The sequence below is a fragment of the Nocardiopsis sp. Huas11 genome (assembly GCF_003634495.1).
GTDB lineage: Bacteria > Actinomycetota > Actinomycetes > Streptosporangiales > Streptosporangiaceae > Nocardiopsis.
The window spans coordinates 4569942-4596147 of the sequence record NZ_RBKY01000001.1 but is presented as its reverse complement, the minus strand read 5'-3'; the positions used below and the strand labels follow the sequence as shown (position 1 = coordinate 4596147).

Genomic DNA, 26206 nt, shown 5'->3' with positions numbered 1-26206 from the left:
TGAGTGGCGGGAGGCCGACCCCGGCACACCAGAGCCTCCATCACACTCGGCACGAGACAGCCCGTTCTCACTGCCATAGCCAAGCGTTGGTGGGGGCAGTGTCCAGACGCATGGACAGCGGGGTGCCGGGCCATGCGACCCACCCCTGACCGCAAACGCCACTGGTGTGCGCATCGACCACGGGACGCTCGCGTGTTCGAGGCGGGTTCAAGTCGAAAGCTTCAAGACCGCATAGACGACCACATTGCTGGTGTACCCGCGCCGGGCCCTTGGAAGGTGCCGCCACAGGTGATCAGCCGTAGCTCGGCCTGGCCCTGCGTGGAACCGTAGACCCTGCGAGTGGGGAATCCGTCCTTGGGGTACTGCCCCACCTCGTACACGCTGAACACGGCGTCGACGCCGTCAGCGCGCCCCACCGTGATCTCGTCCCCCGGACTCAGCTCCCGCAGGCGGAAGAAGACCGCCGGTCCGGACAGGGAGTCCACGTGCGCGCCCATCACGGCCGCTCCGCTCTGGCCCGGCCAGGCACCCGCCTCGTACCATCCGACGGCGTCGGGGTCCTGGGGCACATCGAGTTCGCAGTCGGAGCGCACCTGGAGTGGTAGGAGGTCCTCGGTGTCCACCCCGATCGCCGGGATGCTCAGACTGACCGGTTCCTCACGTGCGAGACGCTGCTCGCCCGGCTCAGCTGATCCGGCGGGTTCCGGGGCGGGCGCTGACGGGGTCGGAGAATTCTGGGGGCGCGGGGCCTGTTCGCCGGAGTGCTCCGAGGCGGGTGACGAAGGCGGTGGCCGCCGAGTGGAGCACACGGCGGCCACCATCCTGCTCAGGCAACGGGGTGGACATCACGTCCGTCCCGCTACTGGTTCGCTGGCGGCGTTTCGTCTCACGCCTTGGATCCCAGCAGCCTGCGGCCGACGACCGCTGGGGTGGAATCCGATGTGACCGTACAGACCAGCGGGAACGGCTCGCGTCATCGAAGATCCCGGACCGATCCACCGGAGGGCGCGTTGTCGGCGTCCGATCCGCGTGCCCTCAGACTCCGTGGAGCGAGAGCGTCTGGGCGCGGAGCGCACGACGGGCGGTCGGGCCGAGCCTCACTCTCCGGCCCCCGCGAGCCCGCTCGACCAGGCCCAACCGGCCACGCCCACCCGGTTGCGCACGTTCAGCTTCTGCTGCGCGTTCGCCAGATGGTTCTTGGCGGTGCCCGCGCTGATGAACAGTTCGGCCGCGATCTCGGCGTTGCTGAGACCACGGGCCACCAACCGCACCACGTCGATCTCCCGCTCCGTCAGCACCTCCACCGACGGGCTGACCGCCGGTTCCCTCAGGTGTCGCAGCAACCGCACGGTGATCTGCGGGCTGATCAGCGACTCACCGGCGACGGCCGCGCGTACCGCCTCCACCAGGAGCGTCGGCCCCGAACGCTTCAGGAGGAACCCGCACGCCCCGCCCCGCAGCGCCGCGTGCACGTATCCGTCCAGGTCGAACGTGGTCACCACCACGACCCGCACCGGATCGGCCACCTCCGGCCCGGCGAGGCGGCGTGTGAGCTCGAGCCCGTCCATACCCGGCATCCGGATGTCCACCAGGACCACGTCGGGGCGCAGCACGCGCACCTGTCTCAGGGCCCCCGCCCCCTCGGCCGCCTCACCCACCACAGACATGTCCGGCTGCGCTTCCAGGACCATCCGGAAGGCGCTGCGGATGGACTCCTGGTCGTCGACCACCAGTACCCGGATCGTCACCGTTCCCCTCCTTCACAGGTGCCGCCCGTGTACGAGCCACCTGCGCCACCGGAACCCACCGTCAACGGGAGCCGGGCCCGAACGAGCCAGTCACCGCCCCGCGGTCCGGCCTCGAACGTGCCCGACAGCGCGCTGACCCGCTCCGCCAGAGCCGGCAGCCCCACCCCGCCGCGGCGCCCGGGCTCTGCGGGCACCACGCCGACGGAGTCGTTGCGCACGACCACCTCCACGTCCTCGGCCACCAACCGCACCGCGACCTCTACTTCCGTCATCGCCGGAGCGTGCCGACGCACGTTGGTGAGCGACTCCGTCACGACCCGGTGCACGGTCCCCGCCAGCTCACGCGGGACCGCGTCCGCCAGCCGCGGGTCCATGGTCAGCCGCGCCGTGTCCCCGAACCGCTCCACCAGCTCCGGAAGTTCGGCCACCCCGCCGAACCCGCGCTCCTGCCCGGACCGGTCGCGCAGCACCCCGATCGTCCGGTCCATGGACGCCATCGCCGCGAGACCGGAGGCCTCGATCCTGGCCAGCGCCGCGCGTACCGCCTCACGGTCCTCGATCACCACCCCCGCCGCCTGAGCTTGAGCGACCATCGCGCTGACGTCGTGGGCCACGTAGTCGTGCAGGTCGTGGGCGAGTTCCATGCGCTGGGCCTGCCGTGCCCAGGCGACCTCCCGATCCCGGCGTTCGGCGAGGTACCGCAGGAACAGTCCCACCGCCGCGGCCGCCAGCGGTCCCAGAGTCCACACCGCCACCACGAAAACCGTGTCCGCGGGGCCCAAGGGCGCCGAGACGGTGGTCGGGACCGCTCGCAGGACAGTCGTCGCCGCGCCCGCACCGGCCAGGACCGCGCCCGCCACCGCACCCCAGACCGCCACGGCGCCCCGGCCGACCGGTGCGCCGTGCCCCGCGACTTCCCTCTGCTCCGGCGCCCAACGAACCACCAGCCCGACCAGCGCACACAGGAACGCGGCCTCCACCATTCCCCAAGCAGGCAGGCCCGGCCAGCCCAGCACGTGATGGCCCAGCGTCGCGGTGAGTGAGGCCGTACCCGCAGCTCCGGCCGACCAGGCCGGCCATCCCCGGGAGTGGGGCCACCACACGAGGCACCCGGAGACGGCCAATGCGGCCACGGCCGGTGTCCACGCCCACGGGTACACGGCTGCCCAGAGACCCAGCGCGCACGCGAGCACCCCGGTCACCGTCGCGCTGGCCCACCTGATGTCGCGCATGCGGTCCACCCTACGGAGCGGGCCCTCCCACCGCCCGTGCCGATCGGCACATACCGCCCGGCCGAGGTGACCGTTCCCGGCCTATCGGCATCTGGGGCGGGCCGTCCGCTCCGGCCAGGCTCGGACGTACAGCAGTCACCAAGGAGGGCGAACGCCATGAGCAAGAGCACGGGGAAGAATCCCCGCACCACCACCGGACCGGTCCGCCGGGCCCTGCACCGATGGCCGGCGTGGGCGGGCTACGCCGCGGCCGTGTGGTCGTTCGGCTACGGCGCACTGGGTCTGCTCTGGGCCCTGGGGCTGCCCGGATTCCCCTTCGGTGAGGGAGATCTGCCTGACGCACGGAAGGAGTCGATCCTCGGTTTCGCGACCGCGACCGGTGTGGGAGCGTGGATCGCCGTGCTCGGCCTCGTCGGAGCCGCGGTCGCTCTGCTCCTCGCCCGATCACACGCGCACGGCGTGGGGCGCGTGGCCCTGCTGGGCTACGGGTGGACCGTCGCGCTGGCCCTGATCGTGGTCATCCCCGACCAGAGGGTGCTCACGACCCTCGCCTACACACCCATCGCGTTGGTGGGCATCCCCTTCGGGTGGCCGCCGCTGAGCTACGGGGAGTTCGTCGGCCTGGCCTACCCGTGGACCACCACCAACCTCATGCTCTGCGCCGCGGGGGGTGTCCTGTGGGGCGCCGCGACCCTGGCGTTCCAGTTCCGTACCAACAACGCCTGCGAACGCTGTGGTCGGACGGACCGGACCTCCTCCTGGGCCGCGCCCGTCGCCGCGGCACGCTGGGGCCGGTGGGCCGCGTACACGGCCGCGGTGATCCCGCTCGCGTACGCGGTCACCCGCTGGGCGTGGGTGTTCGGTTTCCCTCTGACCATCTCCCAGGACTTCCTGGACGAATTGCACACGAGCGGTCTGGTGTGGATGGGGGCCTACCTCGCGACCTTCGGAGCGGCGGGCGGAGCACTGACGCTGGGGCTGGTGAAGCGCTGGGGCGTCATCTGGCCCCGTTGGGTGCTCGGGCTGGCCGGGAAGCGGGTGCCTCCCGCCTTCCCGATCACCTTCGCCTCCGTCGTAGCGGTGTCGCTGGCCTCGGCCGGATTCGTGATGGTACGCCTGATCGACTGGGGCGACATCGATGCAGTCGTGGGCAGCCCGGGCGCGCTGTGGCCGCTGTGGGCAGCGGCCCTGGGCGCCGCCACCCTGGCCTACCACCTGCGCACCCGGGGTGCCTGTGGTGAGTGCGGCCGGGACGACCATTGAAGTTCCCTGACGCTGACGGTCCCCAGAGTCGACCATCCCTGGCTCCGAAGGTTCCCGGCTCTGGAGATCCCCGGCCGGACCCGGCCACAAGCCGGGTCCGGCTGCACTCCCACCACGGACAGCCCTCCAGGAACGCCCTCCCCAAGTCCAGTGTTACTCCGGATCCCGGTTTCCCCGGGCTTGGACCTGGCCGCCGGATCGGTACGGCTCGAGCAGTCGTCCCCCAGGTGGGTGCTGGTCACACAGCTCGATTCCGACCCTCCTGCCCCACCGTGACGCTTCCTCGACCATGACCGGGCGCCTGCGTCCGGCCCACTGCGCAGGAGTTCAAGCGGTTGCATCTTTTGGGGAGCTCCCTCCTGAATCCGATGCCAGGTGCCGTTAAGTCACAGGTGGAAGCCCTACGTGGGTAAACAGGAGGTTCGATCCTCCTACAACCGGTTGCATTAACCCCCCTTGACAGGGAAAGCGCTTTCTCTACTGTGTGAGGTAGAGCACGCTCTCATGCACCCCCCACCAGGAAGGCCCAGCGGTGAGACGATCAACCACGCGTCGAGTCATGTCGACGCTGGCTACTGCGACCTTGGTGACGGCCCTCGCCGTGCCGATGTCCCAGGCAGCGGCAGACACCAGCTCCGACGGCACCAACCTCAGCATCGGGGCGGGCGCCGACGGTTCCAGCAAGGCGAGCGGCACCAGCTACGGGAACGCCGTCGACGGCGACATGAGCAGCTACTGGTCGCCGAGCGGCTCGACCGGCCGCGTCTCGGTGAAGTGGGGCTCCGACGCCACGGTGTCCGCCATCAACATCCGTGAGGCGTCCGGGGCCGAGGGCAACATCGGCTCGTACCGGGTCGTGAACCACGACACCGGCGCGGTCCTGGCCACCGGCAGTGGAGCGGGCACCATCACCTTCGCTCCGACCTCGCTGCGCAAGATCAACTTCGAGATCACCGGCTCGAACGGCACCCCGCGCATCGCCGAGTTCGAGACCTACGCCGAAGCGCCGGACGGCGGAGGGGACAACCCGCCGGACGACGGCGAGGACCCGCCGCCGGACGACGGGGGCGGCGACACCCCGCCGCCGTCGGGCGACGAGCTCTTCGTGGCTCCGGGCGGCAGCGACGGCGCCTCCGGTACCGAGTCCGACCCGACCACGCTCACCTCGGCGATCGAGCGCATCGAGCCCGGCGGGTCGATCTACATGCGCGGCGGTTCCTACGCCTTCTCCGACACGGTGCACATCGAACCGGGCAACGACGGCCTGCCGGGCGAGCGCAACGAACTGTTCGCCTACCCCGGCGAGACTCCCGTGCTGGACTTCTCGGCCCAGAGCGAGGACTCCGCCAACCGGGGCCTGGCCATCGGCGGCGACTGGTGGCACGTCAACGGCATCATCGTCGAGCGCGCCGGCGACAACGGAATCCTGCTGGGCGGCAACGACAACGTCATCGAGCGGGTGACCACCCGGCACAACCGCGACACCGGGCTGCAGCTGTCGCGGTACACCGCAGGGGCCCCCAGGTCGGAGTGGCCCTCGAACAACCTCATCGTCAGCTCGGTCTCGCACGACAACGTCGACTCCGACGGTGAGGACGCCGACGGGTTCGCCCCGAAGCTCACCGTCGGGGACGGGAACGTCTTCCGCTACACCGTGGCGTACAACAACATCGACGACGGCTACGACCTGTACGCCAAGTCGGACACCGGCCCGATCGGCGAGGTGACCATCGAGCACTCGCTGGCGTTCAGCAACGGCTCGCTCTCGGACGGCTCCGTCCACGGGAACGGCGACCGCAACGGGTTCAAGCTCGGCGGCTCGGGCATCGAGGTGGACCACCACATCCACCACAGCATCGCCTTCGACAACGGCAAGCACGGGTTCACCTACAACTCGAACCCCGGCTCCATCACGGTCTCGAACAACCTGGGCGTCGGCAACGAGGAGCGCAACTTCCAGTTCGACGGCGGCGACTCGGTCTTCCGCAACAACACCTCGTGCGACAGCGGGTCGACCGACCGGTACAGGGGTGACGCCGACGGCTCGAACCAGTTCTGGGACGGTTCCAACGGTTCCCGCTGCTCCCAGTACTCCGGGTCCCTGGACTGGGGCTTCGACTCGACCGGCCGCCTCGTGGTGACCATCGGCGGCAACGAGGTCGACCTGTAACCGATCCGGCCGACAGCACCGGATCCGACTGAACACCGGCCGGTCCGCCCGAAGGAAACGGGCGGGCCGGCCGGTCCAGGTGTGGGCTCTGGGCCGGGCCGCGGGTCATCGCCGCGGCCGTGGTCCACTCCCCCGGCAGTTTCGAGAGAGGTTCCATCGATCATGCGGTTCAGCAGTCTTCGCACCCACGGCGAACCGTCGCGAGCGCTGCGGCTCGCCTTGGCGGCGGCGGTGGCAGTGCTCGTCCCGTTCACGGTCCTCGCACCGGCACAGCCCGTCGCCGCTCAGGACACCACGCTCACCGTCGCGACCGACGGCAGCGACTCCGCCCCCGGGACCGTCGCTGCGCCCTTGCGCACCATCCAACGCGCCGTCGATCTGGCCGAGCCGGGCACCGTGATCCAGATCCGCGGCGGCACCTACGACCCCAGCGTCAACATCCGGATCGAGAAGAGCGGCACCCCCTCCCGACCGATCACCATGCGCGCCTACGACGGCGAGCACGTCGTCATCGACGGCGAGGAGATGCCCCACACCCCCGCCCCGCTCGGCGAGTCCTACCCCCGCATCGAGCGCGGCGCGATCCACGTCAGCGGCGACTGGTGGCGCTTCGAGGACCTGGAGATCATCAACGGCCCGTACGGGATCTTCGCCATCGAGTCCAGCAACAACGTCTACAAGGACCTGGTCACCCGCGACAACTACGAGACCGGGCTGCACCTGGTGCTCGACTCCAGCGACAACCAGATCATCGACCTCGACAGCCACGGCAACCGCGACCCGCGCAAGAACGGCGAGAGCGCCGACGGCCTGGCCATCAAGCAGGGAGCCGGCTCGGGCAACGTCGTGATCGGCGCCAGGATGTGGAACAACGCCGACGACGGTTTCGACTCCTGGGACTTCCTCACCCCCATCCGCATCGAGGACTCCGTCGCCTGGGGCAACGGCGTCGACCGCTGGGGTTTCCCTGGATGGGAGGGCGACGGCAACGGCTTCAAGCTCGGACGCGGCCAGGCGAACCACGTCGTGAACAACAGCATCGCCTTCGACAATGCCGTGGGCGGATTCATCGACAACGGCAATCCCGGCTCGCTGCGCCTGGAGAACAACACCGCCTGGGCCAATGGCGGCAGCGGGTTCGTCTTCGACCGGTCGACCTCGACGCTGAACCGGAATCTGTCGGTGGGCAACGGGTCGGGAATCGACCTCGGCTCCTCCGGCGGCAGCGGCAACTCGTGGGATCTCGGGAACGACTGGAGCGACGCCGACCTGGTCAGCACCGCGACCTCGGACATCACGGGCCCGCGCGCCGCGGACGGCTCGATCCCGGCCACGGAGTTCCTGCGCCCCCGTGACCACGCGAACCTCGGAGCCGACTTCAGTGACGGCAGTGGTGGGGGCGAACCGGTTTCCGGGCGCTATGAGGCGGAGCACGCGCCGGCCACCTGCGACGGCACCATCGACGCCGAGCACCCCGGATATTCCGGCAGCGGATTCTGCAACACCGACAACACCACGAGTGCGGCGGCGGGGTTCACGGTGGACGCCGACAGCGCGGCAACGGTCACCTTGGTGATCGGGTACGCCAACGGCGGTTCGAGCAGTCGGCCGGCGGAGGTGGTGGTGAACGGCTCCGCCGCGGAGTCGATCCCGTTCGCGGGCACGGGCGCGTGGGAGAACTGGGCGACAGCGACGGTCAGGGTGCGGGTGGACTCCGGTAGTAACGCCGTCGAGCTCGTGGCCGTTGGCTCCGATGGCCTGCCCAACATCGACTACCTGGAATTCTCACCCGGCCAGGTCTGAGCGCACGAGTGCGGGAGCCGGAACGGCCGCGCAGCAGGATGAAGGCTTTCCCTGATGCGCTTCACCGGTTGCTGATCGACGGCATGACGCGATGTCCATCTGAGCGACCCGTCGGCAGCCTGCCAACTGTCTGCGATGCCTCTCCACCCGCTCTTGCCTCTTCCATCGGCTCCACGGTACTCGTCGCGGACGTGGCCGAACACGGCCTGGCCGCCCCACCACCAGGGGTGAAGCGGCCAGGTTCATAGGTCGATCGGTCACCGGCGAATCAGAGGAGACTCTCGGTTCGGACCCAGGGGGAGCATGGAATCAAAGCTCCTCCTCAAGCACGAGGTCACATCAGTAGCCATAGCCGTAGCCGTCGCCGTTCCCGTCACCGTCGCCGCCGTTCCCGTCGCCGTTCCCGTTCCCGTTCCCGTCGCCGTTGCCGTCGCCGTTGCCGTTCCCGTTCCCGTCGCCGTTCCCGTTCCCGTTGCCGTTCCCGTTGCCGTTCCCGTTGCCGTTCCCGTTGCCGTTCCCGTTGCCGTTCCCGTCGCCGTTGCCGTCGCCGTTGCCGTTGCCGTTCCCGTTCCCGTTGCCGTTCCCGTTCCCGTTCCCGTCGCCGTTCCCGTTCCCGTCGCCGTTCCCGTTCCCGTCGCCGTTCCCGTCGCCGTTCCCGTTCCCGTCGCCGTTCCCGTTCCCGTCGCCGTTCCCGTCGTCGTCGCAGTCGGCCCTCTGGATCACGTTGTTGTCCAGCGTGACTTCACCGTTGCGGGCCAGCAGGCGACCGTCGACCGTGGCGCCCGTGTTCGCGCTGATCGAGGTCAGGGCCAGAACGTTTCCCACGAAGGTGGAGTTCGTTCCCAGCGTGGCCGAGCTACCGACCTGCCAGAAGACGTTGCACGCCTGGGCACCGTTGATCAGGTCGACTTCGCTGGCCGACCCGGTGATGAGCGTGGAGCCGACCTGGAAGATGAAGGCCGCATCGGGATCGCCCTCCGCGTCGAGCGTCACGGTTCCGGTCAGTCCGAGCGACGAACTGGCCTCGTAGACGCCGGGGGTGAAAGTCTGCCCCACAAGGTCACCGGAGACGCTACCGGTGGCAGTGCGCCCAGCGGCGTCGTTGTACGCGGTGGTCAGGTCGGACTGTGCCTGGAGAGCGACGGCGTCGGCGATGTGCACCGCTCCGTTGACGGTGCCCGGAGGGAATCCGGTCACTGCGGTCCCCGGGTGCACTCCCAGGTCCCCCGTGATGACCGATGGCCCGGTGTTGGTGACCGCCTGGCCGGCCAGGACCGCGAAGCTGTCGGCGGTGCCGAGATCCACCGGTGCCGGTTGCGCCTGCGCGCCGGTCGGGGTGAGGCCCAGCGTGGCGAGAGCCAGCAGGAGGGCGAATCCGGCCGCGGCCAGGAAAGTTGGGGGCGACCATCGGTAAGCGTGCAAGGACGTAGCTGTCATCGAAGGAACTCCTTCTGAATTAGGCATCCGGCCAGAAAAGCAATACGCACGGAAACTCATTCTCTGATCATCCCTGGGAAATATTTGCGCATCACCTGATCAGACCAGAGACACAAGATGGAACCTGAACTCCTATCTACAGGAAGGAACTGTACACAGCCACCCTGAGATATCCACCTCGAATCGCCGAGGCAAGGGCGGAGAGCCAGGATCTCGCGGCTGATTCAACGACGGTTCTCGATGTGTGGTTTCAGAGTGCTTTGGGTCGCTCCATTCCGAAATCTTTGGATATACAGTTTTAAAGGTCTTACTGAAAGAAACGAGAGGTACCAGAAAGTCAGGACGTAAGTCCTGGAGGAGGAATACACTGGAAGACTTCCTGCGCCCAGGGACCTTTGATTCGATCGGCGGCCAGGCCACGGGCGTGGACCCACAGCACCGGCACGGTGTCGTCGTCCGAGGTGATGGGGCGCTGCCCGGCGGCGCTCTTCGGGGTGCCCGTCACCGCCTCCGACGCCAACTGCACGAGCTGGACGAAGGCACGGCGGGAGGCGCGCCTGCGAAGCGCGGTGCACCGACCGCCTCGTCCCGGGCGTGCTCGCTCGTCGCATCAGCCCCGGGGCGGAACACCGGCTCAGGCGGGTCCGACGCCGGCGAGGCGTGACGCTACCGACCGGGGGTGCCGGTGCTGGGGTGCGGCTCACTCGTGGTGGGCGGGGAACGACCCGGCCCGCGGCCGGAAGCGGTATCCGGGCCACGGGCCGAGGTCGAACAGCGCGTTAGAACGCGTCCGGGTAGAGCTCCTGGGCGATCGCCTCCACGGCGTCGATGTTGCCCAGGGCGCCGGGGTACAGGTCGCTCGCGGGAAGGGCGATGAGGAGGTCGCCCTCTACGGCCGGGACGTCGGGGAAGGTGCTGCGAAGGTACTCGCGGGTCTCCTCCTCGTGCTCGGGTCCGCTCACGCCGAACACGATGGCGTCGGGTTCGCGGCTGATGATCTCCTCGGGGTTGATCTGGGCGGCGAAGAAGTCGGCGAACTCGGGAGCGTCGGGGTCGAAGACGTTGTCGCCGCCCGCGGTCCTGATGATGTCCGCCTCGATGCCGGCGCCGATGGCCGACAGGGTGTTGCCCTCGACGTAGACCTGGGCGACGGTGGGCTGCGCGGAGCCGCTGATCGCGTCCTCCACAGCGGCCAGCCGGTTCTCGACGTCCTGTGTGAGCTCCTCGGCCGCGTCGGGGAGGTCCAGGATGGCGCCGAGGTCGGCGATGTCGGTCAGGACGTCGGCGACCTCCGCGGTGTTGCGGCGGTCGGCACAGCCTCCGGTCGCGACGTAGGCCTGGGCGCCGTTCTCGTTGAGCTGGTCGATGCCGGCGAAGCCCTGTTCGGCCGTGAACTCGTACTCCGTGGGGGCGACCACGAAGTCGGGAGCGACGGCGAGGAGGTCCTCACGGGCCGGCGGCGCGTCGGCGCTGAGCACCGGGATGTCGGCGGCCTCGTCGGCGATGTCGTCCGGCAGTGCCGAGACTTCGGTCTGGGCCTGGCCGACGATGGAGTCCCCCGCACCGAGCCGGAGGAGCAGTTCGGTCTGTGAGGGCATCAGGCCGACGAGGCTGCTGGGGGTGGTGTCGAAGGTCAGTTCCCGCCCGCAGTTCGTGACCGCCACGGTCTGCCCGGAGGCCTCGGTGTCCGCGGAGTCGGCGGTGACGCCGCTGCCGCAGGCGGTCAGGGCCAGCGGCAGCACGGCGAGGGCGGCCCATGCGGTCGAGAGCTTGAGGGGACGGAAACGGCGCCGGGACGCGGGCCGGAGGTCATTGCCTGTCATGGGGTGGTGATTTCTTCCTCGGTGGAGATGGACGGGTTCGCGGGGTCGTGGTCGTTCGGCTCCAGCGGGCTGCGGGCGTCGAAGAGCAGGTGCCGCCGTCCGGAACGCGGATGGGCGACGGCTGTGGACTCGACGCCGAAGACCGAACGGACCAGGTCGGTGTGCAGCACTTCGTCGGGGGTGCCGAGGGAGAGCAGGTGCCCTTCGGCCAGGACCCCGATGGCGTCGCAGGAGCGCGCGGCCAGGTTCAGGTCGTGCAGGGCGACAAGGACGGTGCGGTCGGTGGCTCTGACCAGGTCGAGGAGTTCGAGCTGATGGGCGATGTCGAGGTGGTTCGTGGGCTCGTCGAGGACGAGCACGGGCGTGTCCTGGGCGAGCGCGCGGGCGAAGAGCACGCGCTGGCGCTCGCCGCCGGAGAGGGCGGTGAACGAGCGGGTCTCCAGGTGCGCGGCGCCGACGCGGGTGAGGGCCTGGCGGGCGAGGGCGATGTCGTGGTCGGAGTCGCGTCCGTACCCGCGTCCGTGCGGGATCCGCCCCAGCAGCACCATGTCGATGACGGGGATCTCGAATTCCTCGTTGTGCTCCTGTGCCATCACCGCCACGTGCCGGGCCAGGTGCTTGCGCTTCAGCGCGGTGAGGTCGGTGCCGTCGAAGCGCACGCGGCCGGCGGAGGGGGTCGCGAGTCCGGACACGGTGCGCAGCAGGGTGGACTTGCCGCTCCCGTTGGGGCCGAGCAGCCCGAGCACGGTGCCCGAGGGCACCGAGACGCTGACGTCGGTGACGACGGGCCGTCCGCCGCGGTGGGCGGTGAGGTTCTCGATGTCGACTCTCATCGGCCCGCCCCCACGCTGTCGGCGCGATCGCGTCGCAGCAGCCACAGGAAGAACGGTGCGCCGACCATCGCGGTGAGCACGCCCAGGGGGATCTCCGCGGGAGCCGAGAGGGTCCGGGCGAGGAAGTCGCAGGTGGCGAGGAAGACCGCTCCGCCGAGCAGGGCGACCGGGAGCATCCTGCGGTGGTCGGAACCGACGATGATGCGGGCGATGTGGGGGATGATCAGCCCGACGAAGCCGATGCCTCCGGAGACCGCGACGACCGATCCGGTGAGCAGGGCGGCGGCGACGAGGGTGCCGCTGCGCAGCCGGTTGACGTTGACGCCCAGCGAGGCGGCCGCGTCGTCTCCGACGAGGAGGGCGTTGAGTGCCCGTGCGCGGAAGGCGGCGAAGAGTCCCACGATGAGCAGCGCCGCCACGGGCAGGGCGAGGTGGCCCATCGTGGCGGCGGAGACCGAGCCCAGCAGGAAGAACATGATGCTGAAGACGTTCTGCGCGTCGGTGGTGATGGTCAGGTAGCTCGTCACGGCGCTGAACAGGGAGCCGAGGGCGACTCCCGCGAGGATGAGGCGCTGGGGCGCGATGCGCCCGTTCTTGTGCGCCAGGGTGTAGACGGCCGCGGTGGCCACGAGCGCGCCGAGGAAGGCCGCGCCCCCGACTCCGAGAGAGCTGGCCCCGAGGCCCAGGACGATGAACGACACCGCGCCGACCCCGGCGCCGGCGGAGACGCCGAGGATGTAGGGCTCGGCCAGGGAGTTGTGGACCACAGCCTGCATCAGCGCGCCGGCCAGGGCGAGCGCGGCGCCGGCGGTCGCGGCCAGGAGCGCGCGGGGCAGCCGGAACTGCCAGACGGCGTTGTCCTGCACCGACGTCAGCGACCCGTCCGACATCCAGGGCATCCCGGGCATGAGGTGACCGATGACGATGCGCAGGGCCTCCGCCGGGGACACCTCGATCGTGCCGACGCTCGTGGACAGCAGCACCACCGCGACGAGTGCCAGGGCCAGGACCGGAACGAGGATCCGGGCGGCGAGCATGCCGCGCCGTCGGGCGTCGGCCGCGGGGGCGGGGGCAGCGGAGGTCGGTCCCGGTGGACCGCCGGGAGGTACGCCTCGGGTGCGGGTCTTGGTGAGGAGGCGTTGGAGCGAAGTCGACACGCTTCTCCCGTTGGTTGCTTGTGCCATCTGCCGTGGGGGTTCTCTCAGGTCGTCGACGGAGCGGTCTGTGCTGATGCGGTGGTGGTGGCGGCGTCCGGGCGGGCGGGCGAGCGAGCACGTACCCGTGGTCCGGCGGGCCGGGGCGGCCGTGCTGTCTCCACGTGGTGAGCGCGGTGTCGACGGCGAGGGTGACTGCGGGGGAAGGGGCGTGCGGGGGTTCGTGCATCGCTACCGGCCGCTGGTGCCGGTGGCGTCGCTGGTGCCGGTGGTGCCGGTGGCGTCGCTGGTGCCGGTGGCGTCGCCGGCCTGGTCCGGGACGATCACCGCCCCGGGCTCGCCGGCCCGGGAGCGCAACCGCACCGACGCGCCCCGCTCCAGGTCGACGAGGGTGACGACGTCGCTCCGGGCCCGCGCGTTCGCGCCCGGTCCGGTCGTCACCACCACGTAGCGGTCTGAGGCCTCACCGGTGGGGTGGTCACCGGGGACGGCCGTGGGGAGGCGTCGTTCCCCGCGGGGGCCGGAGAGCACGAGCACGGCGGAGCGGTCGTGGCCGAAGGCCCCTGCGGCGCCGTCCTCGCCATGGCGGGCAGGTGTGGGAGGCCCGGCGTGGTCGGCGAGGGCGGCGTTGCCGAGCGGTTTCAGGGCGCCCTCGACCACGGCTCGGGTGCGGCCCGCGCGGTGGTCGGCGACGAAGGGCTCCTGGGGGTCCATGCGCTCAGACTATTGTAAAATGACAACCGTTTTCAATTTCGGTGAGTCTCGTTCGTCCCAGGCGGAGACGAAACATCCCCTGTGGCCGGTAGGTCATGTCTTGAGAAGGGAGTCCCCCTGCGGGCCACCAGACCGTCGCCGAGACCGCGCGGACCCACCAGCTCGCGCACCTGTCGGCTTCGCACTCCGGCGCGCTCGCCGAGACCCCCTTCGACCGGCTCTCGTCCCCTGCGACGCCGTCAGTGAGTACCACCCGGACGGGTAGCAGCGCCCTGCCCGACCGGCCGCGTGAGAGGTCGGCCATGTCCCCAGAGCCTTCCACCGCCCTCGTGCCGGGGACCGGCGCGCACGTCATCCCCGGGTCCACCGGGCGGTGGCACGGACGGACCCCGCGCCGAGGGCACCGGGCCGTGGTCGCCCAGACCCTGTGGCGGGCCCACCGGGCGGCGACCGGCCTGTGCCACGCGGGCGCCCCGTCCCACCGGTGGCGCTGCAGCCCGGTGTCGGGGTTCGCCGCCGCACGCGACCGCTGGACCATGCACGCCCTGACGATGCTCCCCGGCGCACACGACCTCGACAAGGAGTCAGACGCATGATGATCGTTCCCCTGCTGTGGCGGGAGGCGGCCCGGTTCCCCGCGGCCCTGGCAGGGAGCGTCGCCCTGCTGGTCCTGGTCTTCCTCGGCCACGTCGCCCAGGCCGTGGCGCTCGCCTGGTCGATGACGGCGGTGCTGCACGGGCAGGCCCGCGACGTGTTCCTCGCCCTGGCGCTGATCCTCGGAATCGCACTGCTGCGCCTGGTGCTCTCCCTGGCCCAGGTGTCGGCCGCCGCGCGTCTGGGCGGCCAGGTCAGGCAGGCGGTCCGCCGCCGCGCGATGCGGGCCGCTCTCGTGCCCGAGCGGCTGCACGACACGACGGCGCGAGACGGTTCGATGCGCGCCAGCCTCGGAGACGGCGTGGACGGCATCGACGCCTACGTCTCCAAGTACGTTCCCGCCATCGTGCAGCTGCTCCTCACCTGCCCGATCGTCGTGATCGCCCTCGTCGTCCTCTCGCCGTGGGCGGGGGTGTGCGTCGCCGCAGGGGTCGTGTTCGCCCTGGTGGGGCCCATGGCGTGGAAGCGGATGATGGCCCGACGCGGGCTCGATCACTGGGACGGCTACGAGGCGCTCAGCGCCGACCTGCTCGAATCCCTGCGCGGTATGGCCACCCTGCGCACGCTCGGCGACGTGTCCGGCACCCGCGAGCGGCTGGACCACCGCTCCGAGGCGCTGCGCAGGGCCACCGAACGGGTGATGCGCGGGTCTTTGGGCGAGACGGCCGTCACCGACGCGGCCGTGCAGGGCGGAGCGGTCGCGGCCGCCGCCGTCGCCATCGCCCACGCGGTCACCGGGCAGGCCCCCGCCTTCGAGGTCTACCTGATCCTCCTGCTCTCCTCCGAGGCGTTCCGCCCCATCCGCGACCTCTCCAGGCACTGGCACGCCGGATTCCTCGGCCTCACCGCGATCCCCGGCCTCGAGCGGATCGGGGCCTTCACCGAACAGCGCGACGCCGCCGCCGTCCACACCGCGTCCGGTCCCGATGGCGGGTCCGGGGGCGGCCCCGGGGGCGGCCCGGGGGTCGGCCCGGCGGTCGGCCCGGGGGTCGGCCCGGCGGTCGGCCCGGCGGTCGGCCCGGCGGTCGGCCCGGCGGTCGGCCCGGCGGTCGGCCCGGCGGTCGGCCCGGCGGTCGGCCCGGCGGTCGGCCCGGCGGTCGGCCCGGCGGTCGGCCCGGGGGTCGGCCCGGCGGCGGGTGACCCGTCGGCGGACACGCTGACCGTGACCGGTCTGAGCTTTCGCTACCCCGACGCGCCCGCCGACGTCGTCCACGATCTCGATCTGACGGCCCGGCGGGGCTCCCTCACCGCGATCGTCGGAGCCTCCGGAGCGGGGAAGTCCACGCTCTTCGACCTCCTCCTCGGCTTCCTGACGCCGCGCGCCGGGAGCATCGACCTCGACGGCCGGCCGTTGCGGACCTGCGACATCGCCGTGGTCTCCCAGCGGCCGGTGCTCTTCGCCGGGACCATTCGCGACAACCTCACGGTCACCGGCGCCACCGCGGACGCGGACCTGGTCGCGGCCTGCCGCGACGCGGGCATCCTCGACGAGATCCGGGGCTTCCCGCGCGGCTTCGACACCGAGGTCACCGAAGCCGGGACGAGCCTGTCGGGCGGACAGCGCCAGCGCCTCGCCCTGGCCCGGGCACTGCTGGCACGGCGCCCGGTCCTGCTCGTCGACGAGCCGACGAGCGCGTTGGACGCCGACCGCTCCGCGGACGTCGTCCAGACCCTGCACCGTGTCGCCCGCGACCGCATCGTCATCATGATCAGCCACCGTTCCGAGACCCTCACCGAGGTCGCCCACGTGCTGAGCCTCGACTCCGGACACCTGCACAGGAGTGCCCCGTGAAGACCCTCTCCGCGTCCCGTGCCTTCCGCGAGCTGCTGCCCGTTCTGCGACCCGAATGGCGGGGGATGCTCTGGAGCTACGTACTCGGTACGGCGAGCTCGCTCGCCCTGGCAGGCCTGACCGTCCTCACGGCATGGGCGGTCGGCCACGCCGTCGTGGAGCGCACAGCGCCCGGACCCCTCTGGTGGACCCTGGTCCTCGGGCTCGTGCTGCTGCGCGTGGTGCTGACGTGGCGGGAGATGGACGTCTCCCACGCCCTGGCCTACCGTGTGCTCGCCCGGCTGAGGATGGCCCTGTTCGACGCCTACGCGCGCAGCGTTCCCGGTCGGCGCCGCGAGCACTCCGGACGCGCGGCCGCCGTCGCGATGGAGGACATCGAAAAGCTCGAGTTCTTCTACGCTCACACGATCGCCCAGCTCGGCGCCTCCCTCACCCTGTTCGTCGCCTCCCTGGTCACCGCGTCCGTCCTGCTGCCCGAAGCGGCGCTGGTCATGCTCGTCGGCGCCGCCGTCGTGGCGAGCAGCGCGCTGTACTGGGCCGGAGCCGCCCGGCGGCTGGGAGAGCGCGAACAGCGCGAGCGCTCGGACCTGTCCGAGCGCGTCGTCGACGCGCTGGGGGCGCTGCGCGAGGTCCTCGCCTACGGACTCGTCCCACGGATCGTCGCCGAGACCAGTGACGCCACCGCACGCGCCACCACCCTCGCGCGACGGCGCGAACTGCTGTCGCACCTGGTCACCGCCATCCGGGAACTCATCATCACCGCCGTGATCATCGGCGTCATCGCCACCAGCGCCACCGCCGCGGGCGTGCTCTCGGAAGGCGGGCCGGTGCGGTTGTCCCCGGCGGAGCTGCCCGCGCTGATCGCTCTGGCCCTGGCCGGCATCGCCGCCGTCGTCGACGCCACGGACACCCTCACCCGGCTCCATCCGCTCGTCTCCGGCGCCGAACGCGTCGCCGCCGGAATCAGGCGGCCCGCGGTCGTCAGCGTTCCCCGAGCGCCGCGAGGGCTGCCCGCCGGGCCGCTCGGCCTGCGGTTCCGGAACGTGTCCTTCTCCTACGAAGGCCGGCAGCCGACGCTCACGTCCTGGTCCACCGCACTCGCCCCCGGCGAGCACGTCGGGCTGGTCGGCCCTTCGGGCGCGGGCAAGAGCACGGTCATCGCGCTCGCGGCCCGCCTCTGGGACCCATCGGAGGGGACCGTCGAACTCGTCACGGCCGCCGGGGAGGGCGTCCCCGTCGCCGAGCTCGACGACGCGGCGCTGCGGGGGGCCGTCGCCCTGGTCGACCAGGACGCGATGCTCTTCCACGGCACCGTGCGCGACAACCTGCTGCGCGGCTGCGGACCACGGTCCGACGGTGAGCTGGCCGCCCTGCTCGAACGTGTCGAAGCCGCCTCCTGGATCAGTCTCGACGACGAGCTCGGTGAGGCGGGTGTGCGGTTGTCCGGCGGTCAGAGGGCGCGCCTGTGCCTGGCCCGTGCCCTCGCCCGCCGGCCGCGCGTGCTCCTCGTGGACGAGGTCACCGCCAGTCTCGACCCGGCCACCGAACGTCTGGTCTCCGACGTCATCGCCGAGTTCCCCGGCACTGTCCTCATCGCCTCACACCGGGCCGAGACACTCGCCCGCCTCGAACGCGTCGTCGACGTGGCCGCGGCCCCGCTCACCGCGCGCGACACGGGTGGATGACCCGGCCGGACCTCTCCCGGGGCCGGCTCGGGGGCCCGGATCCTCAGGGGGCGGGCCCGAGCAGGCCCCTGTCCACGCCGCGCGTCCTACCCGGGCACCGCCGCGATCGAGGAGCGGCACCCGCCCATCACCGCCGCGTTGGCGCACAGCCCCGTGGCCGAGGCGCCCCAGGACGCACACGTGCTGTCCGAACGGATGGTGCGCCGGGTGCTCACCGGCCTCATCGACATCCTCTGACAAACCCACGGCCGCGGGCGGCACGCCTGCCGCCTGCCCCGGCCGCACTCCCTCCTCGGCTTGAGGCCCCCACGCCACTCCTCACCAGGCGTCGGCATGGACGCGCGCCCGCCGACCGGGGCACGGACAGCAGATCATCCGACGACGTGAATTCCCTACAATCACGGCAGAATAATGAGGCTCATTCATTCTCCTCGAAGGCCGCGATCGCCACCGAACTCGCGCCGTCGAATTCGGCGAACCACAGGTGAATTTCCACCCTCGGCACTGCGACCGCGATCCCGTTTGCGTGCGAGAACCCCAGGGTATGAGCAGCGTGCGAGCTTTCTCCGCCGGGCCCAGCCCGACCCGCACCCCTCGCGACGTGTACCCGGCACCCTGACCCGCCCGCGTTCCCGCCGCCCTCTCAGAACCGGTTTGAGTGAAAGGAACACCGGGGTGGCCGATTCCCCGCACGTTCCGCAGTACATGGGAAGAATTCTCACCTCCGGAGGCACCCCACAGGGGACCTGTTTCCAAATCGACCCCAACGGCTATCTCGTGACCGCCTGGCACGTCGTCGAGACCACACTCGCCCTGGCGGACACGCCGTCGGAGATCGCCGAGGTCACGGTGGACAGCCTCGGAGACCCGGGCATCAAGCCGACCCGAGCGTGGGTCGTGGCCAGGAATCTCAGAGCCGACCTGGCACTGCTCAAGACGAACACGGCCCTGCCCGGCAGCGCACGCCTCCTGCGCGCCTCGGACTCTGCGGAGCAGGGCGAGGAGGTGGCCCTGGTCGGCCACGCCGTGATCGAGGACATGCCCCACGTGCCCCCGCCACGGTCGGTCGAGGCGCTGGGCCAGTGGCAGGGCGAACTCGCGCGTACCGACGGGCTGCGTCTGGGACGGATCCAGTCCCCCGACGTCATGCCGGGTATGAGCGGAGCGCCCGTCCGCCGCCGCGGCGACGACAGCGTGCTCGGGGTGATCTCGTCCCGCCACAACTCCAGCGACGTGTGGATGACCCACACCGTGTGGGTGTCCCGCACCGAGGATCTGCTCGAACTGTGCAAGGGGCACGTGCCGGCGCGGAAGGACCGATGGCTCGGATTCGCCAAGGCCGCAGCCGGTGGCGCTGCGGGGGGCTACACGGTGTCCGAGTACGTCCACCGGCATGGCAGCTCTGACGCAGCGGCCTCCTCCGGTTCCACGGCTTCCGACACCGCTTCCGAGCCGACCACCTCCACGACCACGGACCTCCCCGCCGCCGACCAGGCTCATGGCGCTTCCGGTCTCTCCGACGCCGTCACGGACGAGGCCGCCGCCCAGGCCTCGGAGAGCATGCTCAAGAAGGCCGCCAACACGGTCTTCGACTGGCTTCTGTGAACCGCCGGCAGTCGCTCGTCCCCGATCTCCACGGTCACACGAAGGGTGCACGACGTTGATCCTCAAGAGTCCCCGAGCCGCCGGGTACAAGACCTGGCTCTATCTCGCCTCCTCCATCGACACCCCCGCCCTCGAACTCACGTATCCGAACTCGTACGGCGGCCAGGAAACCCTCTACATCGCGTCCGGAGACGCCTACGTCGTGCCGGACAGCGGTCTGATCCTCGGCTTCCACGTCCATTTCAGCGACGGATCCAGTGAGTTCTTCGCCCTCGACCACTCCGCCGCCCCGGACTGGCACGAGAAGCGCGCCGCCATGAAGGAGGCGACCCACTTCGTCTGGGACGCGGTCAAACTCGGCAAGATGATCTTCGCCCGGACCCCCGCCAAGCTCGCCGCCTCCGGGGTCGGCTACGTGCTGCGGCACACGGAGGCCGGCAAGGCGATCAGAGAGGCCGCCGTCAGCGTCCTGCCGGACTGGACCGGATCTCCGCCCGATCCCGGCTACTACCGCCAGTCGGACGGCGCGTACATGATCCGCGGCGCCTACCACCTCTGACTCTCCCGGGGGCTCGGACCACAGCCCCCGTCCCTCGAAAGGCGCAAGCGTGTCACTCCCCAAGAAGTTCGTACCGATCACGATCGACGGCGTGGACGTGTACGTCGCCGTTCAGCAACTGCCCGGATCCGAACCGATGACCTCCGGGGTCACCGCGGCCGTCGCGAAGAAGGCGGCGGAGGCCGTCGACCAGGTCCAGGAGGTGGTGCATGGCATGGCCTCGAAGTTCAGCGGCACGGTGCGCGAACTCGCGCAGCAGGCCACCCGACCGGAGTCGGTGTCAGTCGAATTCGGCGTGACGATCGCCGCCGAGGGTTCGCTGATCGTGTTCAGCGGCTCGGCCGAGTCGTCGGTGACCGTCACCCTGACCTACCCGATCCCCGGTCCCGCGGACAACCGCACGCCGGGTTCCTGACGGGCCCAGCCAGGCCGGGCGTGCGCGCGGGGCGGCCCGCCGTACGTCCGGCCGTACCGTGCCCACCCCGGGTCAGGCCCACTCCCCCAGCACCCGGTCGATGTCCCCGGCGATGCGGGACCTGGCCTCCTCCCGGGGGACGCCCTTCATCAACATCTCGTCGTAGGGCGTGTCCTCGTGCCGGACCGAGGCCACCACCGCGCGGCGCACGGCGCCCGGGTCGAGTGCGCGGCCCGCCGCGGAACGCCCCACCCGTCCGCTGCCGCGTGTGGCCGCGTGCGCGGCGACGCTCTGCGCGCGCTCGTCGGGGCAGCCCGGGAACAGGCGGGTGATCTCCACGGCGAACCGTGCCTGGAACTCCAGGTCCTGGGCGGCCCGGCGCACCGCGTCGCGCTCGCGGCGCCGGGCGCGGGCGTCGTCGTCGGCCAGGCACTGGGTCTCGGCCTCCTCCAGGGCGCGTTCCCCGACGAGGAGGCCGGTGCGGCGGTACTTGCGACGGGAGGGGACCCAGCGCATGACCACCGCCGACAGAGGGCTCGCCTTCTTCGCGCGGCGGGTGAGCGCGGCGTCGCCCGCCGGAAGGAAGACCAGGTGGTCCATGTCGGCGCAGGTCAGGCAGTGCGGCTCGGTGTCCTCCATCCGCAGCAGCTCGCCGTCGGGCTCCCCGCAGGACACGCACGTCCACGAACCCGACGCCTCCAGCACGATCAGGTCGGGGGCCTTGGCGCGCCGCGCGTCCTCCCGCGCGCGCTGGGCGGCGGTGGCGGTGGGCGAGATCCAGTGGGCTCGGAAGTCCCGCTCGTCGGCGGGGTCGCCGCCTGCGGTGAACCGCAGCCCCCGCCGCTCCCGGGTGGCCGCGAGGTACTCGCCCTCCCGATGTTCCAGGCCGTGTTCGCCGGCCCACGCCCGGAGCAGCCCGACGGCGGCGCGCTGCTTGTCCAGAGGCACCTGGACGAGCTCCTGGAGGAAGTCCACGCGGCCCTGTTCCCACGTGTGGACGGCTTTGGCGGTGAGCCATCCCATCGCGGTGAACGTGTCGAGGACGGACACCGCCCCGCGCCGCGTCACGGCCTCGTCGGCGGCCCGCACCACGCGGCGCCCCAATTTCGTCTCCAGGCCCGACACCATACCCCACTCCACTCGTCCCACTGTGCGGGGCACAACCCTAGCCACGGTGACGGCTCCGGGCATCTTCGGCGCCACCGGCCGGCACGTACCAGGGAGCGGCCCTGTCCGACACCGCGCGTGGCGGCGAAGCGGCCCTCACGGCACAGCGCTCCGGAGGCTCGCGGCGGGATTTCGCCATGGCCGGTCACGTTCAGTTCCCGCCGAAGCGCTCGATGCTATTCGCCGATGAGCCGCATTGACGTTTTCCCTGCTGGGGATTGCGGACGCATCCGTGCAGTGGATTCACCGAACAGAAGTTGACACAAAGACCAACGCTCCGACCTGGGATATCGAAGCCGTTGACCGAAAGGGCCCCGGGGGTACCCGAGTCGCGTGATCAATGTGCGGCCAGCGAATGTCGTCACCGTGGAGTAGGCTCGGTCAAAGACCGATCCAGGAGATTCCCCCGATGAAACTGCTCCCCATGGCCACCCGGGTCGACGTCTCGGGATCGACCATTCTCCGCGACCGGCCCCTGGACGAAATCCTCGATTTCTGCCGGGACGACTCCGACCGGCCCGGAAACCTCGTCGTCCACGGTCCGTCCGGGAGCGGCAAGACCACCCTGCTCACGCAGTCCGACGAGATCATGCGGCTGATCACCCCGACCGCGTTCATCAACTGCAACGACTACCGCCCGGAGACCGTGCCGGACCTCTTCCGCGATGTCTCGGACCAGATGAGCGCCAAGATACCGGGGCTGCCGCGTTGCCACTTTCCGAGGCTGGACCTGGTGCTCGCCGCGTTGGGCGGCGATCTCACCCCCGTCAGTGACTACACCAGGTGCTGGCCCGACCTGGTCAGGCTCTGGAAGCGGCAGGCACGTTCCGGCCGCCGGGACCGGCGCGAGCGCCGCGACGGCACCGCCACGACCGTCAGCCTCGTGGTGGAGGTGAACCTGCTCTTCGTCAAGTTCCAGGTCGGCGCGGCCCGACCGGTCGGTCCCGCCCTCGCGCTGCCGCGCAGGAAGATCGACACCGACGTGGAGCGGTGGTTCAAAGACCGGGCCTGGGGCTCGCTCATCAATCCCTTTCCGGAGCACACCGGAACCAAGGAGGAGGAGTGGGACCGCGAGACGGCGTGGCGGATCCAGACCAGCCACAACGAGTGGCTCGTCCACGCCTTCCTCGCCGATCTGCGCGACCAGGCCGAGGACGGTGACCAGTACCGGCGCGTGGTCTTCCTGGACGACGTCGACGCCTTGAAGCAGCCGGCCGGCCAGGGTGGCGGTCTGCTCGCACTGTTCCGGTCCGCCCAGGCCTCGCCCGCCCACCAGGACGGCGGCCGGACTCCGCTGCTGCTGGTGAGCAGCACTCCCGAGCAGCCCGCCCTGACCAGGACGAAGGCGATCCCGGCCCCTGACTTCAGCCCCGCCGAGGTACGCGAGCTGGCGGACCGCACACCACACCGCATCGACGACCACTTCCCGCAGCTCATCTTCGGGCTCACCGGCGGATACGTGGCCGCCACCAGCTATCTGCTCCAGGACCCGGCCATCGATGGACTGCGCGCCTACAACGGACTCCAACACCTGCTCCGACACAGGCGCGGCGGCGCCGAGGACGCCCCGACTCTGCAGGAGCACCTCGGCGACACCCTCATCAAGGCCCTGCTGAAGCACTCCGAACTCGACCTCGCGAGCCGGACACTCGAAGCGCTGACGATCTGCTCGCTCGCCAAGGACCTCCAGGACGTCGACTACCTCATCCGCACCTACGGCCTCGACGAGGACCTCACCGGCCTCGACGACCACCGTTGGCTGGCCTGGAACGAGAACTCCGGGGCGGCACGCTCGGCCCGGGCACTGATGATGCGGTTGCTGCTGCGCCGCTGGCAGAACGAGCCGACCTGGGACCGCTGCGACCGCGATGAGGCGTTCCGCCGGCTCGCGAGGCGGTCGGACGAGGGCGCGAGCGACCACACCCCGAACTGGTACTACTACACGCTCGGGTCCGGCGACCTCATGACGGTGTGCCGGGAACTCGACGCGCTGCTCGACCTGCCAGGCCGTGAGGCCGAGGTACTCGACCTCATCCGCCACGCCACGTCGGTACCGCAGCCGCCGATCGACGACCCCGGCGCGGACGGCTTCACCCCGCTGCAGCGCTACGGACACCTCGTCCGGAACCGGGGACCCCGCCTGTCGGACGGAGCTCCCCTGGGCCACCGGTTGTCGAGGATGCTCCGCATCGTCGCCGGCAAGTGGGTCATCGAGGACCCCTTCGAGAGCATGTACACCCGCGACGTGCACCTGCGCGTGAGGACCGCGTTCCAGGAACTGGGAGCCGTCTGCGAGGACTCCCTCCCGTTCCAGTCCGAAGCCGAGTACCACGAGAACATCTCGCTGGAGCGCCCGGTGAACCCGCTCGACGCCGATATGGACTTCTGAGAAGGAGACTGCATGGAACCGGGCCGATCCTCCATCGGCGACCTCGCGTTCCCGCTCACCCGATCCGAACTCGTACGCAGGATCGGCTCACCGCTCCAACGGCGACGGTTCAGGCGGGCGCGGGCGGCCGTGGTCGTCTCGACGACCGTGGCGCTCGTGGCCGCACTGGTCGGGGGCGTGTTCGGCTGGCCGCACCTGGTCTGCGGGACGGGCCTGCAGCAGATCCGGGGCGAATGCGTCGGCGTCAACGACGGCTCCCACTCCTTCGACCCGGGTCTGGCATGGCTCACCGGCCGGATCCACGGTATGAACACCGAGGTCGAGCGGCTCGCCGCGCGGGACGACGTCGAGGCCTTCCGTATCGTGCTGATGACGTCGTTCTCGCTCGAGGGGGACACGGACCTGGGCGGGGAACAGATCATGCGCGCCGTCGAGGGGACCTACACCGCGCTCATGCGGCAGAACGGGTTCGCCGAGACCGGATCCGGCGTCGAGGTGGCCGCCGAGGAGAGCCGGCTCTTCCAGCTCCATCTGGCCAACGAGGGGAGCGTGCAGCAGGGCGCCGACGTCGTCGTGCAGGACCTCGCATCGATGATCGACGACGACATCCCCCTGTCCATGGTCATCGGGCAGTCGTCGACCACCACCGCGACCGAGGAGATCGCCCGGGAGCTGTCCGAGCTCAGTATCCCCATGGTCGCGGGCTCCTCGACCTCCACCACGATCAACAACGTGCAATCGCCCGGGCTCATCCGAGCGGCTCCCAACAACGAGGACTTCGCGGCGGCCCTGCGCGACCACCTGGACCGCCGGGCCGAGTCGGACGAGGAACCGGTCAGGGGCCCGCTGGTCGCCGACGATAACGAGGCCGACGTGTTCTCGCGGGATCTGGCCGATCAGTTCCGCACCTATCTCGATCCCTATCTCGTCCAGAAGTCGCTGACGTTCCACGGCAGCGCCGGTTCGGGGAACACGACCGTCTACTTCGATCACATCACCGACGAGATCTGCGCGGACCCGGGGACCAACGCGGTGTTCTTCGCCGGACGGTACTCCGACCTGGCGACCTTTCTCCGATCCCTGGAACTGCGCGGTTGCAGGGCCTCGTCCGGCCTTCCGATCACGGTGTACTCCATCGAACTCGGGCTGCTTCCGGACATGGTCAGGTCCTACTCCGGCGCGGAGTGCGAGCCCGCCGACGACGACGCGGCCCCGGAGCACTACCGCCTCGTCCAGGCGAGTGCCTTCGATCCCTCCTGGCTGGACGAGGACGCGTGGCGGCCGGCGGGGTTCCGCGACTACGAGGCGGCCATCACCCAGACGGTGCGGGCCGAGACGCACAGCACCTCCGCTCCGGAGGACTTCTACAACGGCTACAGCCTGATCTACTACGACGCGGCCACGATCGCGGCCCGCGCGACGCTGCTGGGGTTCGAGGCGAGCGATGAGAGCACCGTGGCCGCGAGCGTGCGCAACCACCTGTTCCGGGTCACCCGCGAACCGACCGGCAGCGGGCGCCTGGACTACCTGGAGGAGCTGGAGGGCCGGGTGACGGGACGACACATCCCGATCCTCAGTTCCGACTGCTCGGTGGAGGCGTTGGACGCGGATCCGTTCCAGACCCCCGACGTCCCCTACGACGAGCTGTACCCGGACCTGGCCGATTGACCGGCCGCCCCCACCCCTCGCTCGCATGTGGGAGCCGGCGGAAAGCGTGGACGCGCCGGTCTCCGCTGTCCGAGCTTTCTTAGGAAGCCGTCTGT

At 70.6% G+C, this 26206-nt stretch carries 20 protein-coding genes; 11 read left to right on the top strand and 9 right to left on the bottom strand.

The genetic code is table 11. The features are described from left to right. Positions 1-221 precede the first annotated feature (221 nt). The 3 genes from DFP74_RS20665 to DFP74_RS20655 form a co-directional block, all read right to left on the bottom strand. Positions 222-821 carry a sortase domain-bontaining protein gene (locus DFP74_RS20665; protein ID WP_255499580.1) on the bottom strand — a complete coding sequence of 200 codons (600 nt, stop codon included), beginning with the start codon at positions 819-821 and terminating at the stop codon, positions 222-224. A 276-nt stretch (positions 822-1097) separates the two neighbouring features. Then, on the bottom strand, positions 1098-1748 hold the full coding sequence (locus DFP74_RS20660) for a response regulator transcription factor (RefSeq protein ID WP_121183882.1): 651 nt from the start codon (positions 1746-1748) through the stop codon (positions 1098-1100). Beyond that, positions 1745-2980 carry a sensor histidine kinase gene (locus tag DFP74_RS20655; protein ID WP_147453892.1) on the bottom strand — a complete coding sequence of 412 codons (1236 nt, stop codon included), beginning with the start codon at positions 2978-2980 and terminating at the stop codon, positions 1745-1747. Before DFP74_RS20655 ends, DFP74_RS20660 begins: the two co-directional genes overlap by 4 nt. A 156-nt stretch (positions 2981-3136) precedes the next feature. Between DFP74_RS20655 and DFP74_RS20650 the strand changes: the two genes are divergently transcribed. From DFP74_RS20650 to DFP74_RS20640, 3 genes are all read left to right on the top strand, one after another. Beyond that, complete coding sequence (locus DFP74_RS20650; RefSeq protein ID WP_199725724.1) at positions 3137-4243, top strand: hypothetical protein; 1107 nt, start codon at positions 3137-3139, stop codon at positions 4241-4243. 559 nt (positions 4244-4802) lie between these two features. Further along, positions 4803-6413, top strand: a complete 1611-nt coding sequence (locus DFP74_RS20645; RefSeq protein ID WP_121183878.1) for a right-handed parallel beta-helix repeat-containing protein — start codon at positions 4803-4805, stop codon at positions 6411-6413. A 162-nt stretch (positions 6414-6575) separates the two neighbouring features. Then, positions 6576-8216 (top strand): right-handed parallel beta-helix repeat-containing protein, encoded by a 1641-nt coding sequence (locus tag DFP74_RS20640; protein ID WP_121183876.1) that lies wholly within the window; start codon positions 6576-6578, stop codon positions 8214-8216. A gap of 339 nt (positions 8217-8555) precedes the next feature. Here DFP74_RS20640 and DFP74_RS33950 read toward each other — a convergent pair whose 3' ends face one another. The 5 genes from DFP74_RS33950 to DFP74_RS20610 all read right to left on the bottom strand — a co-directional run bounded on the left by DFP74_RS33950 (position 8556) and on the right by DFP74_RS20610 (position 14177). Continuing rightward, the gene (locus DFP74_RS33950; protein WP_199725723.1) at positions 8556-9653 is read right to left on the bottom strand and encodes an ice-binding family protein; all 1098 of its coding nucleotides are present in this window, start codon (positions 9651-9653) and stop codon (positions 8556-8558) included. A gap of 779 nt (positions 9654-10432) precedes the next feature. Continuing rightward, on the bottom strand, positions 10433-11476 hold the full coding sequence (locus DFP74_RS20625) for an ABC transporter substrate-binding protein (RefSeq protein WP_121183872.1): 1044 nt from the start codon (positions 11474-11476) through the stop codon (positions 10433-10435). Next, positions 11473-12309 (bottom strand): ABC transporter ATP-binding protein, encoded by an 837-nt coding sequence (locus DFP74_RS20620; protein WP_121183870.1) that lies wholly within the window; start codon positions 12307-12309, stop codon positions 11473-11475. Before DFP74_RS20620 ends, DFP74_RS20625 begins: the two co-directional genes overlap by 4 nt. Next, the gene (locus DFP74_RS20615; protein WP_121188396.1) at positions 12306-13331 is read right to left on the bottom strand and encodes an iron ABC transporter permease; all 1026 of its coding nucleotides are present in this window, start codon (positions 13329-13331) and stop codon (positions 12306-12308) included. The genes DFP74_RS20620 and DFP74_RS20615 overlap by 4 nt, the downstream gene beginning before the upstream one ends. Positions 13332-13694: 363 nt before the next feature. Then, on the bottom strand, positions 13695-14177 hold the full coding sequence (locus tag DFP74_RS20610; protein WP_121183868.1) for a hypothetical protein: 483 nt from the start codon (positions 14175-14177) through the stop codon (positions 13695-13697). Positions 14178-14479: 302 nt separating this feature from the next. Here DFP74_RS20610 and DFP74_RS33330 point away from each other — a divergent pair, with 302 nt between their 5' ends. The 6 genes from DFP74_RS33330 to DFP74_RS20565 all read left to right on the top strand — a co-directional run bounded on the left by DFP74_RS33330 (position 14480) and on the right by DFP74_RS20565 (position 20887). Next, entirely contained in the window at positions 14480-14773 is a 294-nt protein-coding gene (locus DFP74_RS33330; RefSeq protein ID WP_147453891.1) for a hypothetical protein, read from the top strand. Further along, positions 14770-16623 carry an ATP-binding cassette domain-containing protein gene (locus DFP74_RS34475; protein ID WP_233571067.1) on the top strand — a complete coding sequence of 618 codons (1854 nt, stop codon included), beginning with the start codon at positions 14770-14772 and terminating at the stop codon, positions 16621-16623. Before DFP74_RS33330 ends, DFP74_RS34475 begins: the two co-directional genes overlap by 4 nt. Further along, positions 16620-18308 carry an ABC transporter ATP-binding protein gene (locus tag DFP74_RS20585; protein WP_121183864.1) on the top strand — a complete coding sequence of 563 codons (1689 nt, stop codon included), beginning with the start codon at positions 16620-16622 and terminating at the stop codon, positions 18306-18308. Before DFP74_RS34475 ends, DFP74_RS20585 begins: the two co-directional genes overlap by 4 nt. Positions 18309-18983: 675 nt before the next feature. Next, positions 18984-19913, top strand: coding sequence for a serine protease (locus tag DFP74_RS20575; protein ID WP_158613031.1), 930 nt, complete (start codon positions 18984-18986; stop codon positions 19911-19913). Between the two features lie 55 nt (positions 19914-19968). Further along, complete coding sequence (locus DFP74_RS20570) at positions 19969-20472, top strand: hypothetical protein (RefSeq protein WP_121183861.1); 504 nt, start codon at positions 19969-19971, stop codon at positions 20470-20472. Positions 20473-20521: 49 nt separating this feature from the next. Continuing rightward, positions 20522-20887 (top strand): CU044_2847 family protein, encoded by a 366-nt coding sequence (locus DFP74_RS20565; RefSeq protein ID WP_121183859.1) that lies wholly within the window; start codon positions 20522-20524, stop codon positions 20885-20887. A gap of 72 nt (positions 20888-20959) precedes the next feature. Here DFP74_RS20565 and DFP74_RS20560 read toward each other — a convergent pair whose 3' ends face one another. Beyond that, positions 20960-22015 carry a DUF2293 domain-containing protein gene (locus DFP74_RS20560; RefSeq protein WP_121183857.1) on the bottom strand — a complete coding sequence of 352 codons (1056 nt, stop codon included), beginning with the start codon at positions 22013-22015 and terminating at the stop codon, positions 20960-20962. 448 nt (positions 22016-22463) lie between these two features. Here DFP74_RS20560 and DFP74_RS20555 point away from each other — a divergent pair, with 448 nt between their 5' ends. Together DFP74_RS20555 and DFP74_RS20550 are read left to right on the top strand one after the other, a co-directional pair. Further along, on the top strand, positions 22464-24443 hold the full coding sequence (locus DFP74_RS20555) for an ATP-binding protein (protein WP_121183855.1): 1980 nt from the start codon (positions 22464-22466) through the stop codon (positions 24441-24443). Positions 24444-24455: 12 nt separating this feature from the next. Continuing rightward, positions 24456-26111: an ABC transporter substrate-binding protein gene (locus tag DFP74_RS20550; RefSeq protein ID WP_121183853.1), complete on the top strand. Its 1656-nt coding sequence runs from the start codon at positions 24456-24458 to the stop codon at positions 26109-26111. Positions 26112-26206: the final 95 nt, after the last annotated feature.